14 protein-coding genes are annotated in these 16084 nt (G+C 57.7%); 3 read left to right on the top strand and 11 right to left on the bottom strand.

The annotated features are described in order from the left end of the window. On the bottom strand, window positions 1-1815 hold the full coding sequence (locus BL107_RS06675; RefSeq protein ID WP_009789527.1) for an ABC transporter ATP-binding protein: 1815 nt from the start codon (window positions 1813-1815) through the stop codon (window positions 1-3). A gap of 44 nt (window positions 1816-1859) precedes the next feature. Here BL107_RS06675 and BL107_RS06670 point away from each other — a divergent pair, with 44 nt between their 5' ends. Further along, entirely contained in the window at window positions 1860-2054 is a 195-nt protein-coding gene (locus tag BL107_RS06670) for a hypothetical protein (protein WP_009789526.1), read from the top strand. Window positions 2055-2057: 3 nt separating this feature from the next. Here BL107_RS06670 and BL107_RS06665 read toward each other — a convergent pair whose 3' ends face one another. Further along, window positions 2058-2345: an RNA-binding protein gene (locus tag BL107_RS06665; RefSeq protein ID WP_009789525.1), complete on the bottom strand. Its 288-nt coding sequence runs from the start codon at window positions 2343-2345 to the stop codon at window positions 2058-2060. 201 nt (window positions 2346-2546) lie between these two features. On the opposite strand from BL107_RS06665, the gene BL107_RS06660 reads away from it, so the two are divergent. Further along, on the top strand, window positions 2547-2735 hold the full coding sequence (locus BL107_RS06660; protein ID WP_009789524.1) for a hypothetical protein: 189 nt from the start codon (window positions 2547-2549) through the stop codon (window positions 2733-2735). A 7-nt stretch (window positions 2736-2742) separates the two neighbouring features. Here the strand turns inward: BL107_RS06660 and BL107_RS06655 are convergent, their stop codons facing one another. The 9 genes from BL107_RS06655 to BL107_RS06615 all read right to left on the bottom strand — a co-directional run bounded on the left by BL107_RS06655 (window position 2743) and on the right by BL107_RS06615 (window position 15274). Then, window positions 2743-2994 (bottom strand): hypothetical protein, encoded by a 252-nt coding sequence (locus BL107_RS06655; protein WP_009789522.1) that lies wholly within the window; start codon window positions 2992-2994, stop codon window positions 2743-2745. Beyond that, window positions 2994-4817, bottom strand: coding sequence for a DEAD/DEAH box helicase (locus BL107_RS06650; RefSeq protein ID WP_009789521.1), 1824 nt, complete (start codon window positions 4815-4817; stop codon window positions 2994-2996). Before BL107_RS06650 ends, BL107_RS06655 begins: the two co-directional genes overlap by 1 nt. A gap of 101 nt (window positions 4818-4918) precedes the next feature. Beyond that, window positions 4919-5260 (bottom strand): phosphomannose isomerase type II C-terminal cupin domain, encoded by a 342-nt coding sequence (locus BL107_RS06645; RefSeq protein WP_009789520.1) that lies wholly within the window; start codon window positions 5258-5260, stop codon window positions 4919-4921. Next, on the bottom strand, window positions 5260-6852 hold the full coding sequence (locus BL107_RS06640; RefSeq protein ID WP_009789519.1) for an ATP-dependent RecD-like DNA helicase: 1593 nt from the start codon (window positions 6850-6852) through the stop codon (window positions 5260-5262). Before BL107_RS06640 ends, BL107_RS06645 begins: the two co-directional genes overlap by 1 nt. Next, entirely contained in the window at window positions 6849-10490 is a 3642-nt protein-coding gene (locus BL107_RS06635; RefSeq protein WP_037988838.1) for a UvrD-helicase domain-containing protein, read from the bottom strand. Before BL107_RS06635 ends, BL107_RS06640 begins: the two co-directional genes overlap by 4 nt. Before the next feature lie 8 nt (window positions 10491-10498). Continuing rightward, window positions 10499-13732, bottom strand: a complete 3234-nt coding sequence (locus tag BL107_RS06630; RefSeq protein ID WP_009789517.1) for an exodeoxyribonuclease V subunit gamma — start codon at window positions 13730-13732, stop codon at window positions 10499-10501. Window positions 13733-13962: 230 nt separating this feature from the next. Beyond that, complete coding sequence (locus BL107_RS06625) at window positions 13963-14208, bottom strand: hypothetical protein (RefSeq protein ID WP_009789516.1); 246 nt, start codon at window positions 14206-14208, stop codon at window positions 13963-13965. Then, complete coding sequence (locus BL107_RS06620; protein ID WP_009789515.1) at window positions 14208-14528, bottom strand: MgPME-cyclase complex family protein; 321 nt, start codon at window positions 14526-14528, stop codon at window positions 14208-14210. Before BL107_RS06620 ends, BL107_RS06625 begins: the two co-directional genes overlap by 1 nt. Then, window positions 14525-15274 (bottom strand): pyridoxine 5'-phosphate synthase, encoded by a 750-nt coding sequence (locus tag BL107_RS06615; protein ID WP_009789514.1) that lies wholly within the window; start codon window positions 15272-15274, stop codon window positions 14525-14527. The genes BL107_RS06620 and BL107_RS06615 overlap by 4 nt, the downstream gene beginning before the upstream one ends. Window positions 15275-15358: 84 nt before the next feature. On the opposite strand from BL107_RS06615, the gene BL107_RS06610 reads away from it, so the two are divergent. After that, entirely contained in the window at window positions 15359-16060 is a 702-nt protein-coding gene (locus tag BL107_RS06610; protein ID WP_009789513.1) for a 1-acyl-sn-glycerol-3-phosphate acyltransferase, read from the top strand. The last annotated feature ends 24 nt before the right edge of the window (window positions 16061-16084 follow it).

Here is a 16084-nt window from a genome sequence, read left to right as displayed (position 1 = left end):
TCAGGAAGCGAAGAGCCGTTCACCCGCCTGCACCTGCCAAAGGTTTTGATAAACCCCGCCCACGGCAAGCAATTCGTCATGACAACCCTGCTCCACGATCGTTCCGTTCTCCATCACCACGATCCGATCGGCATGGCGCACGGTGCTCAAGCGATGGGCAATCACCACGGTGGTGCGATTTTGCGTGATGCGTTCCAACGACCGCTGAATCGCTGCCTCCGTGTCGTTATCGACCGCTGCGGTGGCTTCATCCAGCACAAGAACTGGAGCATCTTTAAGAATGGCGCGCGCTAGGGCAATCCGCTGGCGTTGACCACCCGACAAGCGTTGTCCCCGCTCGCCCACCAACGTGTCGTAGCCCTGTGGCAATCCATCGATAAATCCAGCAGCTTCCGCCAACCGTGCCGCCCGCTCAATCGCATCGGGCTGAGGATCAACCATCCCATAGGCAATATTTTCAGCCACCGTGCCGTGAAAGAGGTAGATGTCTTGACTCACCAAGGCAATTGAGCGGCGCAAATCGTCCAACCGCAGAGACTCAATCGGATGGCCATCCAAAAGAATGCGGCCTGCGGAATGCTCATAAAGGCGCAGCAACAGTTTCACCACCGTGCTTTTGCCAGACCCCGTGGAGCCAACGATGCCGAGGGTCGTGCCGGCTGGAACCGTGAGATTGAAACCATGGAGCAACGCCTCACGCCCGACGTAGGCGAATTGCACATCTTCAAACCTCAGGTCACCGCGCACATCAGCGGTGGGCAAGGCAACAGAGCCACCATGAATGATGACGGGAGCATCAATGAGATCCAGCACCCGCTGGGTTGAGGCCATGGAACGCTGATACTCATCGAGGGTGCGACCTAAGGCCGTAAGCGGCCAAAGAAGGCGCTGGGTGATGAATACCAAAACGCTGTAGGTGCCAACCGCTAACTGACCAGCAACAGCCTGAAAGCCACCAATCAGAAGAATGGCGAGGAAGGCAAACAGAATCGCAAAGCGAATCAACGGAATGAATGCCGCAGACAGGCGAATGGCCTTGGCATTGCTATCGCGATAGGCCTCGCTTTCCTTACGTAACCGCGCCAGTTCCAACGGCTCGGCCGTAAAACTTTTAATCGTGAGCATCCCGCCCAAATTGTTCGCCAAGCGAGCTGAAAGATCTCCGGCTCGAGCGCGAACCTCGCGGTAGCGGGGAGCGAGCTGGCGTTGAAACCGCAGCGACCCCCACAGGATCACGGGGATCGGTAGAAAGGCGAACAATGCCACTTCAGGGGCCACCACCACCATCCCAATCCCAACCACCGAAACGGTGGTGATCAGCTGCAAGATCTGATTCGCACCACGGTCGAGGAAACGCTCGAGTTGGTTGATGTCGTCGTTGAGAACGGAGAGCAAACGACCACTGCTGTCGTGCTCAAAAAACGCCAGCTCAAGCTTTTGCAGATGGTCGTAGGCCTCGAGGCGCAAGCTGTGTTGGGTGCTCTGCGCCAGGTTGCGCCAAAGAACGTCGTACTGGTACTCAAAAATCGATTCGGCAGCCCAGATCACAAAAGTGAGAAAAGCAAGCACCCACAGCTGATGCGACACCGTCTGAATGCCATAGCCAGCAAGCAGTGATTGCTGCCCACGAACTACAACATCCACTGCCAGACCAATCAGGGCTGGTGGAGCAAGGTCAAACAGCTTGTTGAGAATCGAACAACTCATCGCCGCAAAGACCAAGCGACGCTGGGGCTCGAGATGACGAATCAGACGTCTCAACGGAGCGGCTTGAACGGAAGCTTCGCTGAGAGTTGTCTTCACCACGGTTTTCAACGCAAAAGTGGGTGTACAACGGGAGAACAACCGAAGGAGTTGCAATGAACCGTTCCAGGTCGTTCAACCGCTTTCACCGATACCTGGCGCGTCAAAAGCGCCATGGACTCAAAGCAGTTTTGCCCCAATCAAATCAGCTCGGGGACATGGTCAACAGTGGTGTTGATCAACGCCGAAACCAGCTTGATCGCCTTAGCCACCAAGACGTTTTGATGGAGCTACTCGAAAGCCAGGCTTAACGCTCAATCGCGATAACCACCGCCGCCACCACGGGGACCACCAGAGCGTTCCCGCGGGGTGGCTTTACTGACGCGAATCATGCGGCCCATCCACTCCACGTCTTGAAGGTCATCGATGGCCTTTTGCTCGTCGGCATCGTTGACCATCTCCACGAAAGCGAAACCTCGCTTACGGCCCGTTTCACGGTCGAGGGGAAGGCTGCAATTTTTCACTTCGCCGTACTCGGCAAACAGATCAGAAAGATGCTCTTGTTCGGCCTGGAACGAGAGATTGCCGATGTAGATGGTCATGGACCGTGGAACCGTGAATGAAATCGAGCGCGTGAGCCGGTTCCGAAAACGAAGTCGAAATGGGCCGGTGGTCAGGCGTTAACCCTCAAACGTTACAGGGCTATCGCACGGAACAACACAAAAAACAAAAGCAATTCCGAAGAGCAAAGCGAATTCGAACAATTGGCTCCATTGTCAGCAGATCCTGACGAAAGGAGCACGATGGCAATCCTTCACCTCCAGTCCCTGCGATGGACATCCGACGGCGAGCTCCATGATGCCGACCGGGTGATTCTGCTCAACACCCTGATTCCCCAATGCATTCCTTCAGTTCAGACTGAACTGATTCAAGCGGTGGAGCGGATCGCCCTAAGCCAAACCACCCTCACAGCGCAGGTCTGCGAGTCCTGACAGCACGTCAGGACTCAGATTTGTAATTAGCGGCAGCACGCCGCTTGCACGTGTCGCGAGCTGTGTCGATCCCCGCACCGCCAGCAATCTCATCGAGGAAACAACTGCAAGTTTCCTCACCCATTCCTGGAGGTGGGGTTTCTCCAGCTTGTGCCATGGCCGCTTGGAACGCAGTAAGACAAAAACTTTTGAGCAAATTATTGTCTTGGCTCGTCACCGGAGTTGCAGCAATCAAACCGGCAATGAGAACCGAAATCATCAGGAATCTTGGGTGATTTGCAACTCACGATTCATCACACGAAGGGTGCGCAAACTATTGAAGATGTCTTCAGGCATGCCCTTAGGGAGATCCACAAGGCTGTGGTTGTCAAAGATTTGAATCCGACCAATCGAGCGACCTTGTAAACCGGTTTCACCGGCAATTGCACCGACAAGATTGCCGGGTTTAACCCGATCACGGTGACCAACAGCAACGCGATAGCGCTGCATATCTTCCTCAGGAGCCCGTGCCGGTCGGTCGGTCCGACGCTCACGGCGTTCTCCACGATCTCCCCGATCACGGTCCAGCCTCTGGGTGTTCTGAATCCAGTCGTCATCTCCTTTACGCAACAGGCCATTGGGACCAATGGCCAGGTTGAGAGCTGCCAAGGCAATCTGTTCTGGCGTGAGTTCCAGCTCCGTCGCCACGCGCTGCATCAATTCTTGGATGAGTGCGCTTTCATCCGAATTGGCAGCCACACCGTTGGCCGCTTCACTGAGTCGCTTCCGCAATCGATCCAAGCGACCCTGGTTGATCGCCGTATTACCGGGCACTTCCATCAGTTCGATCGGTTGACCAGTTGCTCGCTCGAGATTGCGAATGAACCGACGTTCCCGCGGGGTCATGAACAACACGGCTTCACCGGTGCGGCCTGCCCGACCTGTCCGACCGATGCGGTGCACATAGGCCTCGCTATCGAAAGGCATGTCGTAATTGATCACAAGACCAATCCGCTCCACATCCAATCCGCGAGCCGCCACGTCCGTGGCCACCAAAATGTCAACAGAACCGCTGCGCAAGCGTTCAACAGTGCGTTCCCGTTGGTTTTGGGGAACATCGCCGTTTAAAACTGCCACCTGATGCCCTGCAGCCTCGAGGGTTTCAGCAACCGTCAATGTGATCACTTTGGTGCGAGCAAAAATGATCACACCCTCCCCCCCGCAAGCATCCAAAACCCGTTGCAAGGCCTCAAGCTTGTGGCTCATCGGCACGGTGATCGCCCGCTGGCGGATCAGCTTTCCGTCTTGATCTTTGGTTTTGATCGTGACTTCAGCTGGATCGTTGAGATAGCGCTTCGACAAGCGACGGATCTCGGGAGGCATCGTTGCTGAGAACAAAACCACCTGCCGTTCCTTGGGCAGCTGCTCAAGAATCCACTCGACATCGTCGATGAAGCCCATACGCAACATCTCATCCGCTTCATCGAGCACCAAACTGGTGAGCCCGGAGGTATCGAGGGTGCCCTGGCGCATGTGATCCATCACGCGGCCCGGCGTTCCCACCACCACATCAACGCCCCGACGCAACGTGCTGATTTGGGAGCGGAAATCCGTGCCGCCGTAAACAGCCAAAACTTTGAGGTGGGGATGACCCGCGGCATAGGCCTTGAAGGAATCAGCCACCTGCATTGCCAACTCCCTTGTGGGAGCCAGCACCAGCACCTGGGGCGTCTTCCGACCACTCTCGAGACGCTCCAGCAAAGGCAGTGCAAAGGCCGCTGTCTTACCGGTACCGGTTTGAGCCTGACCCACAAGGTCGCGGCCCAACATCAGTTCAGGAAAGGCTGCCTTTTGAATCGGTGAAGGATCGCTATAGCCCTTCTCTGCAAGAGTTTTAAGGAGAGCTTCGCTGAAGCCAAAACCATCAAATCCGGATTGAGGCTCTGCTTTGACCACATCGGGCATGACCTCGGTTGTGGATGCCTCGATGGTGGTGGTGAGAACTTCTTCTTGATCGTCTTCTTTTTTGTCTTCTGGCAATGCAGATACGGAAAGATCAACTGCGCACGAGGGATCCTCGTGCTGCTGCTGCTGTTCAGTCATGGAAGGTGGGCCTGATTGATCTCTGAAATCAGGCTCACAACCTCCCAACAATCCAACAGATTGCAATCCGGTTGTGTTGCCTACGCTTCAAAGGTTGGCGCTCAAGCTATCACCCTGCCGTAATCATCCTGCAATCGTTCGATGTCCTCCTCCCGAAGATCATCACCATGTTGAACCTCAATAATCACCAAATCACATTGCCCTCCTCTCGCTCGATGCACTGCGCCAACTGGGATCGTCAGCATGACTCCGGGATGTGCTTCAACCCATTCGTTATTGCACAAGAGCAACCCATCGCCTGAAGCGACAGTCCAACTTTCACTGCGATACTGATGCCGCTGCAACGACAATTGCTGGCCTTTGAACACCAAAAGCCGCTTCACCTTGTAACCGTCACCCGACAGCAAGTGTTCGTACCAACCCCAGGGTCGATCAACGCGCATCACGGCACGATCATTAAATCCAGGCTGACACGGGCCCGTGTGATTGCCGTATAGAGAAGACGGCAATCGTGGTCAGACCCATCCGAGGAATCCAGCGGTTGTGGCCACAGCACATACACCGCATCGGCCTCACTTCCCTGGGCGCGATGAATGGTGAGCGCCACCGCTGGCTCCAGACGTCGCAAGCGTGCCGGATGTAAACGCTTCACGTCCACACCTCCTTCGTCCGTCGCCACCCGAAACAACAAACGGCTCTGGTCGCCTGCTCCAACCGTGATTCCCAGATCTCCATTGGCCAGGCCTAATTCAGGCTGGTTCCCACCACAAATCACCGGCAGGCCACTGGGCCAACGGCGGGGATCCTCTGCAATGACCTCCCCCAACAACGAGCGATGCACATCCTCCAAGCTCCAAGGCCCACGGCGGCGGGGACACAGCACCAAATTTTGCTCCAGAGCTGCCAGCAGGGGCTTCGCCTGTGCGCTCAACTCCGCGTCTGAACATTCAAGAAGGCCCTCCGCCAACTTCTGAAGTTGGCGGTGATGCGCTTGCCAATGCTTGCGAATCAAAGATGGCAACCGGCGAGAGGATTCGCGGTGAATCCGAACATTCGCCTCGGCATCCAGCCCAGCCAGACTCCCCTGAAACGCATCGATCCCACCATCCCTTAAGGCACTAGCCAGTTGAGCGACAGCTCCACGGTTGCGATACGTCTGCTTGAGGTGAATGGCACCCATTCCAAATCGCTCTCTGACATCGGATTGCTGTAAGCGATGCCATACCGCACCACTCCCCACGGGTGGCAATTGAGCCGGATCACCAACCAGCACCAAACGACAGCGCGGAGGAAGTGCAGATAGCAGCGCTTGCATCAATGCCAAATCAAGCATCGACATCTCATCGATCACCAAGAGATCCAGCTCCAGCGGTCGCTCCGTGTTACGAGCAAATCCATGGGCTCCAGCCTCAAGCCAGCGGTGCAATGTGCCGCATGGCAACCCCTGGAGCCGAGGGCTGACCGCATCGCCCAAGCGTCGAGCCGCCTTGCCCGTGGGTGCGGCCAGCCCCATACGCAGATCGGGATGATGGAACTGCACCCGCGCCAACAATTCCACGACGGTGCTGGTTTTACCTGTACCCGGTCCGCCACTGATCAACACCACTGAAGCTTGATCCAGGGCCAATACCGCGTCGCGTTGCTCACGGTTCAAGCTCGACGGAAGATCAGTAGAACCTGGATCAGTAGAACGTGAATCGACAGGTCTTGGATCAGCAGGTGGAAGGTCGTTCAGCATTGCGCGTTCCACCAGCGCTTCCACCACGTCGTCCATCGCCTGCATCCAACGACGCCAACCCAGCCGTTGGCCCTGCAATACCAACGGCGAGCCCTCTCCCTCCAGCCAACCGCTCTGCCGCACCAGCTGCTCGCGTTCGGGAGACAACGGCACCGTGAGGTTGCCCTGCTCCAGCGCTTCGATCAAGGCAAGGCTGAGCTGCTCGAGCTGTGGACCATTGCGATCTGGTGGAATCCTCCGCACCAGCGCAGCATGCAAGCCAGAAGCAAAGGATGCGGGCCAACCAGAATTGTTCATCGATCAACCTCAGACAGGGCACGATCCAGGGCCAAAACCCGCTCCAACGGTGCAGGTTCCACAAGACGTCCCGGTCCCACAGTTGAGCTGTCCTCAAGAGACACGAGCTGATCTCCAGGCATCCCCCTCAAAAAGACATAGACGTACCCACCCAGGTGATGTACGGGGTTGTAGTCCGGCAGACGCCAACGCAAGTGTCGGTGTAAGGCAACTAAGTAGAGATGGGCTTGCAAGGGGTAGTGATGGTGAATCATCTGCTCTTGCATCGCATCCTGGTGATAGTGACGAGGTCCACATCGGCCCGGACTGCCCTCCGATCGACGTTCCCCAATCCAATTGCTCTTCCAATCCAAAACCCACCAGCGCGACTGATGGGGGTCGCAAAACACCAGGTCGATCGAGCCGGTGAGGAAGCCACGGCTATTCACACCCAACGTGGCGAGGTGATCGATGTATCGCCCTCCAAAACGTGCGTTTGGGGAACGACGAAAGGCCTGAACGAGATCCTTGGTGCTCACATGGCCCACCGGCAGGTCAAAGCTCAACTCATGGATGCGTTGCTTCAGCCCCAATTGGCTGAGTTGCAACTGCTCTAAAGGGCCACCGAGAGGGGTTTTGAGTACATAATCCAGACCCTCCATCACCATCGATTGCAGGTTGCAATCCAACCCAGCCCGCCTGAGTTCCGCGTCGATCACAGCTTCCCGAAGACCATCCAACTTGGAATGATCCAAGGGGCATTGGTCGTCGGCTTCCGCGGCATGAAACGGGATCTGCTCAAAAATCCGATGCAAGCAATCTCCAGCCACCGCCCCCCGAGGGAAATCGGCAAGGGGCCCTTGCTCTGGCCAAAGATCCGATCCGGTGAGGCTGCACTCCTCAGCTCCGGGGTCAGGGTCTCGACCTTGTTCATGCACGACAGGATCCACAGGCGCTGAGATCCAAGCGGAATAACTCGCCCGTCCCCAGCTGCGATCGATTCGCCCAGGCGTTTCTCCAAGGCCGAGCGGCTGCTCGCTCGGCAGTGATCGCCAACGCTGAGATGGCAGTAGGGGATCGGGCAAAACACGGCGCAACAGCGACACACCGCGCTCGCTCAGGGCCAAGTCGAGGCGGTCGTCGCTGAACTGATCCACCGAGTCATCGATGGCGTCCGCACCAAACAGCCAACACGGCAGCGGAGCGCCCTCTTGCCCCGTCGAGCGCACCCAAACCACCATCAACTGGGAGCGGGCACGGGTCATCGCGACGTAGGCCAACCGTTCCGCTTCCGCCATGGCGTCGTCAGCCGCTTGTTGCGCAGCACGGTGTCCCTTACCCCAATGGGAATCGATCGCAATGAACCAGCGACCATCGCCCGTTTCCCGCCAGAGCGGTCCACTTTCTTGGCGCGGGGCTTGCCAGAGATAGGGACAGATCACCACGGGATACTCCAGCCCTTTGCTGCGATGGACAGTCACCACAGCCACGGCGTGATCGGCTTGGTCGCTGTGGGGCTGACGGGCTTCTGGCACCGGAGTTGTGGGATGCAAGCGCTCGCGACGCAGCCAATTCGCTGCAGTTGCACTGTCCAATCCCTGCCGGTGCATTGCCTCTTGCACCAATCGACCCACCTGCTGCAGGTCCCCCAACATCCGGCCCCGTTCGGACAAATCCGCAGTGCGCTGACCCTCCAGGAGTTGGGCCAAACATCCCATCAGACCGAGCTTGGGCAAGGCGCGTTCCCAAAGTCGCAGCTGCTCAGCAAGCTGATCAAGGGCCCCTTCATTCTCCATCGCCTCTAAGGACCAATTCATGAGCGGGGAGCTCACCAGCAGCCGCAAACAACGATCGTCACCGGGGTCTGCCAGGGCATCTAACAAGCGCTGCACCACCAGAGCAGCTTCGCTTTCCAACACATCGCCCTGGGTGACCAACCGACTGGGGATGCCAGCAGCACCAAGGGCCCGGCGTAGGTCCGTCGCCTGCTGATGACGACTCACCAGCACACAGAGATCAGAAGGGTCGGGTTGATCAGGACCCTCCAAAATCTCGAGCACCAGCGCAGCGAGCTGATGCGGCAACTGCTGCTCCAATGCCGTCCTTGATGCAGGCGTATCCAGCTCCAGCTCAAGAAGCTGAAGCGCGGCTGTCTTCAGAGACACCTGATCAATAGCCTGAGCTCGCACCGCAGGAATCTCCAAGTGAGAGCGAGGCATGCCAGGCGCCATCAATGTGTTCAATCCCTCCATCAACGACGCGGTGGCACGGAAGTTATCGAGCAAGTGATCGATGCGATCAACCTGTTGACGAGCTTTTAAGTAGGTCCCGAGATCGCCGCCACGAAAGCGATAAATCGCTTGCTTTGGATCGCCAACCAATAAAAGGAGATGGTTGATGCGATCGCCAAAGGTCCGTTGCAACAAACGCCACTGCACCGGATCGGTGTCTTGGAACTCATCCACCATCACCGCGCGATAGCGCTCCTGGAGCGGTGCCAGCCAATCCACCTGTCCATCACCGGGATCCATCGCCGCGAGTAACCCAGCGAAGGTGATCGCCCCACGACGAGCACGACGCTCCCGTAATTCCTGAAGACCACGCTCCAGCAGATATCGCCATACCCGTTCCAATGGCTCATCCCAAAGGGCACCAATCGCGGTTTGCAGTGCCGACACCACCAAACTGGGCTCGTCCTCTCCGCACTTCCGGGCCATCCGGCACCAACTGCCGGGGTGGAAATACTCCTTCAAGGGTTTCTCAACGGAGGCAATCGCAGCCAGCGACGGCACACCCTTTTGCATCGCGATCCATTGGTTGATCACGGCGCAGCGATCCGTACGTGGCTTCGCGCTGTAAGGCGATGTTGAGCCACAACCCTGGGCTTTCCACTGCGCAGCTGCAGCGCGAAAACCCGACTCCAGAGCAGCATGATCGCGCTCCCAATGGGATTGGAACGCATGCCAAAGGCTTTCGATCCAGCACGGAAGCTGATCACGTAGCGGCGCTAGCCCATCGACAAGTGCCGAATCGCCAGCCAACCGGGGATGGGGATCTCCATCCAGTCGCGCCAAGGCCGCACCAAATGTTTGCGGCGACAATCCCCGTTGCCGTAGCCCTTGTAACTGCTCATCGGGGAGGGTCAACAGCTCCTGCTGCCAGAGGTGTTGCACCACCTCTGCCTGAAGCGCCGCCGCATCACTCTCGAGTTGGGGTTCGATCGCTGCCCCGTTGTCGAGGGCTAATCGGCGCAGGCTGCGGCGGCAAAAGCCATGGATGGTGGCGATGTCAGCCCGGTCGAGTTGCTCGAGTGCCACCAACAACCGTCGAATTCTGATGCGTCGATCCGAAGACGCCATGCATTGCTCCCACCATGCGGCCATGACCGGGTCGGGAGCCGAGGGAAACGTTTCGTTCTCCAGTTGCTCCAACCCAACCAGCGCCTGCTGCAAACGCTGACCAATCCGAGATCGCAATTCCTCAGCGGCCGCTTCGGTGTAGGTCACGACGAGCAGGGTCTCCAGCGGGTAAGCCGCCTCGGTGATTAAGCGAAGGGTGAGATGGGCAAGCGCGAAGGTTTTGCCCGTCCCAGCACTGGCTTCCAACAGACGGATTCCAGGCCCAAGGGGATAGGTGTTGGCGTTAAAGCGTTCAGCCATGGTTGCGATCAACTCCGCCGCGCTTGAAACAGGGGTTGATACAGCGCAGAACAGGCTTCATCGAAGCCTGGTGTCTGCAACAACGCATCCGCCTCCAGCTCCGCTCCGAAACAAAGCTGAAGCGCAGGCGACAGGCACTCCTCTTGCCAACATGTTCGAAAACGATCCAAGCCCGTACCTGGTTTGCGCTGCTCATGCCAAACCATCTGCCAACCACTTTTAGGGGGAACAGGCCAGCACTGATGCATCCCCTGCTGGGCGAGTCGTTGCAGCGTTACCAGCTGCTCCTCCGCCTGATCCGCTGGCAACGCCATCCAATGCAGGTGAATCTCCGCACCGATGACACGGGTACTGCGGGCTATCACCGCTGTGGGAGTTGGCGTCAACCGGCAAAGGTGGAGATGTTGAAGCCATCCACGCATCACCCCCCTCACACTGAGCATTCCCGCCTGAACAACCACTTGGGTCTCCCCAGCAAAAACAAGCGGTCGGAGAACACCTTCAATCACGACGCCCTCACGACGGCAAGGGCCGAGGCTGTCGAGCTGACGTCTGAGGCGTTGCCAACGATCTGCCAACTCCTGTTGCTCTAGGGCCGCACCAGCTCCAGCCGGCATCACCCCCTGACCGGCCAGCAGCGAAGGCCAATCCGGCAGCGTTCCGGCGACAAGCAACGGCTCCAGGTTTTGATCCAGCAGCTGATAACGCTCAAGGGCATTGAGCTCGAGGGGGTCGAGATCCTCCACGGCATCAATCCCCTCACCTGGTCGTAGCCCCTTCGAGCGCAACCAAGCTGCCTGGGGTTGATGCATCCAGCGCAGGAGCTCTTCAAATACCAACGGCTCCTCTGGCATGGAACTGATCCTTGAGTCCGCGAGAGGAAACGTCCAGGCCGGCGGCCACGCCAAGGCCTGTTGCGGTTCCGGTCGAGAACGATCCAACCAGCGGCGGGCCTCCAACTGACGGCGATCGCAACTCAAAGGAGCCTCGATTTGAAAGTTGCTACGTGCAAGGGGGTTGGCAGCTGGCGTTAGCACCAACCCATCGGTGCTGCTGCTGGACAACTCCTGCTGGAGTTGGGCCAACCATTGCTCCACTGGAGCCGCAGGGGGTTGGGCCTCTCCGGTGCGTTCATTACGACCACACCAACTGATCAATAGGTGGCGTCGTGCCGACATCAACGCCTCCAATAAGACGTACCGGTCTTGATCACTACCGCGGGGATCCCCAAGCCGTCGGTGCTGCTCGAGCAAATGGAAGCCGGGGCGTTGATTGGGACGCGGGAACACGGCGCCATCCAGCCCCATCAACACAATCACCTTGTGGGGGATCGCCCGCATCGGTTCCAAGGCGCTGATGGTGAGCGAGCCAGTGCGATGCCCAAAGCGACCGCTATCCACCGACAGGGCTTCATTGAGCACCTCCAAGACAACGGCAATGTCCAGCTCCAGCGCACAATCCACGGCCCGCAATCGCCAGTCTTCTAAAGCAGCAGTCCACGTTTGTAATTCACCACTCCAAGCACGACCATCCCCAAACAACTCCTGGAGTACCGACTGCAGCAACGCCACCCATGCAGCACAAGTCTGGGGTCGCCTGAACTGCTCGAGCATCCGAGCCATGCGATCCAACAGCGTCCACCACCGCACTAAGCGTTCCGGATCCAATTCCCACTGGAACGGTGCCGCACCCGCAGGGGCTAATCCATCACGAACAGGCAACACCAGGCCCAAAAGCCAGCGGTCTAAACACCAACGCAACCCATGGGTTTCGTCTCCACCCCGTTCCGTTGCATCCAGACCCCAACGGAAACCGGTGTGCTGCAAAACCCGCGTCATCAGAGTGCAGTCCTCGGACGACAACCCCTGTAATTCTTGAAGAGCAGGGTTGGCCAACCATTGCTCTAAGCCGGTTGCCGTTAGACGCCCCGCCGCCAGCTCCAGCAGATTGAGCATGGCCATTGACAGGCCAGGGCTGCTTTGCTGAGTGCGGTCGGTGAGACGCCAGGGCAGATCAACACCGATGGCATCGGCATCGTTGAACACTGAATTCAGCAACGGGGCATATCGATCCACCTGCGGCGTCATCACCAGCACATCACGCGGAGCGAGGTCTGGATCCGCAGCAAGCCATTGGAGAATCCGATCGCGCACCAGTTGCACCTCCCGCCAAGGTCCAGGCGCTGCTTGGAATAAGAGGGATTGATCCTTGGCTATTCGGTGTAGTCCTCCCGACTGATCCGGATCAACAAGCTGCTCCTGCAGCTGTTCCAGGAGGGATGGAGAGCCCGGAGATAGTGCAGCCATCTGCACCGGTGACGCAAAGAGATCTCCCTCGCGCCGCTCACCCAATTGCACATCACCCGACCCCTCCAACAATTGCTGGAACTCAGCCCCCATGCGGCCAAAACTGGCCTCCAACCTCGGTGCCGCCTCAAGCCAACGCCCATCTGGGGGCTCCAACCAAGCCTCCTGAAGCAACTCCCGACGGCTACCACAGCGTTGCCAAAGATCGGGGCAAGGCGTGAGGAGATACACCTCTACATCAAGAACACCCGAGAGGGCCTGAATCAAATCCACTTGCACGGGGGCAAGGGCACTGATTCCAAACAAACGCAGTCGCTTTGGCAGAGAATCAGCGGACACGACACCGCGCCGCAATCGGTCGATGGCGTCACGGACCTGCAGGCCAAAGGGTGGGCGGTTCAGCTGATCCGCCAGACGACGCCAAAGCAGTGGTTGCCAATCGGTCTCTGCTGATGATGGAGAGGCACTCCACTGAGCCAGTTGATCAGCGCGATAGAGGGCGTAATCGTCGAAGGCATCAGCGATCATTCGGGCCAGCTGCCAGCGATCACGGCTGAGGGCTTGGGGATGGCGACCTCCCTCCCGACCATCCAACCAACGCTTGAGCGGCAGGGCGGCTGGCTGCTCGAGCAACTCTGGGAGGATTTCCAACACCGGCCACACCAATTGGTTGGCGCGCCAAGGATCGGCTTCCTTTGGCGGGAGGTCTAAAACCTGACGAACCAACTCTCGAAATCGACTACCTGGGAAGGGGAATCGAACCAAGGAGCTAATTCCATTCGCCACCGCAAGTTGTTCCCCCAACCAACGGCTGGTGGGCCAGGTGTTCACCATCACCTCCAGCGTCTCCAACGGGCCCGGTTGCTGGTCAATCAGTTGCTGAGCCAGCAACTGAGCGAGGAATTCAGCGCGGTTGCTGCGATAGAGGGTCAGCAAAATCCTGAATCATCAGTTGGAACAGAAAGCACCCGCTCGAGCTGGGCTGGCCTACCCCCACAAAATAATCAGCTCCTGACTTGCCAGACATCAGAGGTGGCAGTGCCAAGAACAAGACAAATCATTGACCGAGTCGATAGCGATACCCATCAACCTCGAAAGAATTGATTCAAAAAGAAAAAACTTATAGCGATCATTCGACTTTTCACTAAATCAACTAACCTTTTAATTCACTTGCCAATTGTAATTAAGGGTTGGTTATTTTTAAACCAAATCCAATCGCGAATGGGCGGAGTTTCAGTCAGATCGCGGCGCGTCAACCCAAGGCCAAGCTTCGCGGATGCACCCAACAAGATATCCACCATGGCATCGCCATCCGCACATGTTGCGAGGGCCTGATTGGTTTTTTCGGCACCATTCAAAGCTCGAACCAACAACGTGATCCGTTTGGAAACGGGTAATGAACTTGGATGCATCAAATGCTGCCAGACAAGGGGTCAGGAATGGTCGAGGAGGGAGCTTCGAAACGTCCCACGGCAACGTATTCCAACCGTAATTTCAAAAATGTGATGAATTTTTCATCTGTGGATACAACCGCGGCGGCCGGTTGAGGCACTTGGCTGGCCAACTCGCCAAGCTCTGATGCTTGAAGGAATGCAGGGCGTCTCACCAACCAAAAGTCGATCTCTCGGTTGGTTTCGGCGTAGTGGCGCCGACGCTCCTTGAGCACTTCCTCGAGAGGTTCATCAACGGTGAGGAACGTCTCGCTGGCGGCAACGAAGTGATATGTGGTCATCCGAGTGCCTGTCCAAACAAGGGGTCACGACGGGGATTCTGAACCAACGCCTTCATTTCACGCACCGCCTGTTGCAGTCCAACGACAACAGCACGGGCAACGATCGTATGGCCAATGTTCAGTTCTTCCATTCCCGGGATCGCCGCCACAGGCTCCACGTTCTGATACGTGAGCCCATGACCTGCATTGACGCGTAATCCCATGGCACGGGCCGTGGCGGTGCCCTCGGTAAGCCGAGCTAATTCATGGGGCTGCTCATTCCAACTGGCTTCCGCATAACGCCCGGTGTGGAGTTCCACCCAACGCGCCCCTGAATCAATACACCCTTGCAATTGGGTCGCCGCAGGATCCACAAACAAGCTCACGGGAATTCCGTTGCTTTGGAGCCGGCTCACCATTCCAGTGAGTTCCGACAACTGGGCAACCACATCAAGACCACCCTCCGTTGTCACCTCTTGGCGATGCTCGGGTACCAGCGTCACCATGTCTGGCTTCACCTTCAAAGCAATGGCCACCATCTCGTCCGTAGCAGCCATCTCTAAGTTCAGTCGAGACCGAACGGTCTGCCGCAACAACTCAACGTCACGATCTTGAATGTGACGTCGATCTTCTCGGAGATGGACCGTGATCCCATCAGCACCACCCAATTCAGCAAGCATCGCCATCGGCACGGGATCGGGTTCCACCGTGCGTCGCGCTTCGCGAATGTTGGCAATGTGATCGATATTGACGCCCAAGCTGGCCATGGAGGCTTGTATTGATGGCCAAATCCTATGCAGGTTGGCCAGCGGGCCTTACATTCTCGAGGTTTTCCTGACGACTGTTCACCGTTGACAGCGGCACTGGCAACACGAGAAAGCGCTCTGCAGGTCGGGATCGACCGCTTCTGGGCACCCTTGGCCATGCTTGCCACCCAAGACTTGGCGCTGCCATTGCAATTCCGGGAACGGTTGGTGTTACATCGCGAACGCCTGCCGCATCACGGACCTGTTCTGTTAGCACCAACCCATCGAGCCCGTTGGGATGCTCTGCTTTTGCCCATGGCAGCAGGCCGACGGGTCACGGGTCGTGACTGTCGCTTCATGGTGACAACGACGGAAATGAAAGGACTGCAGGGATGGTTCCTGCAACGTTTGGGCTGTTTCCCTGTGAATCAAGGTCGCCCGTCGATGACCACACTTCGGTTTGCCATTGATTTATTGGCCAGTGGCCAGCAATTGGTGATGTTTCCAGAAGGGCGGATTCAACGCAGCGATGCCCCGATTCAGGTGCGTGGTGGGCTGATGCGTCTTGCCCAGCTCGCCCAAAGCCAGGGGGTCCAAGTTCCTGTCATTCCAGTTGGTCTGGGCTACAGCCAAGCGCCGCCACGCCCGTTGAGTCGTGCCGCGGTCTGCTTTGGCGAGGCGTTGCACGTCCCCAATGAAACGGGCCGAGATGCGGCGCAACAATTCAACGACCAACTCACCGCTGCGATGCATACGGCTGAACAAGCGGCCCGCAAGGCTGTTGGACGACCGCTAAAAGCCTTCTAAAGTCCGCGCAAATTGCTCTGTATG

Source organism: Synechococcus sp. BL107 (assembly GCF_000153805.1).
Lineage (GTDB): Bacteria > Cyanobacteriota > Cyanobacteriia > PCC-6307 > Cyanobiaceae > Parasynechococcus.
This window is presented reverse-complemented; position numbering and strand designations above follow the sequence as displayed.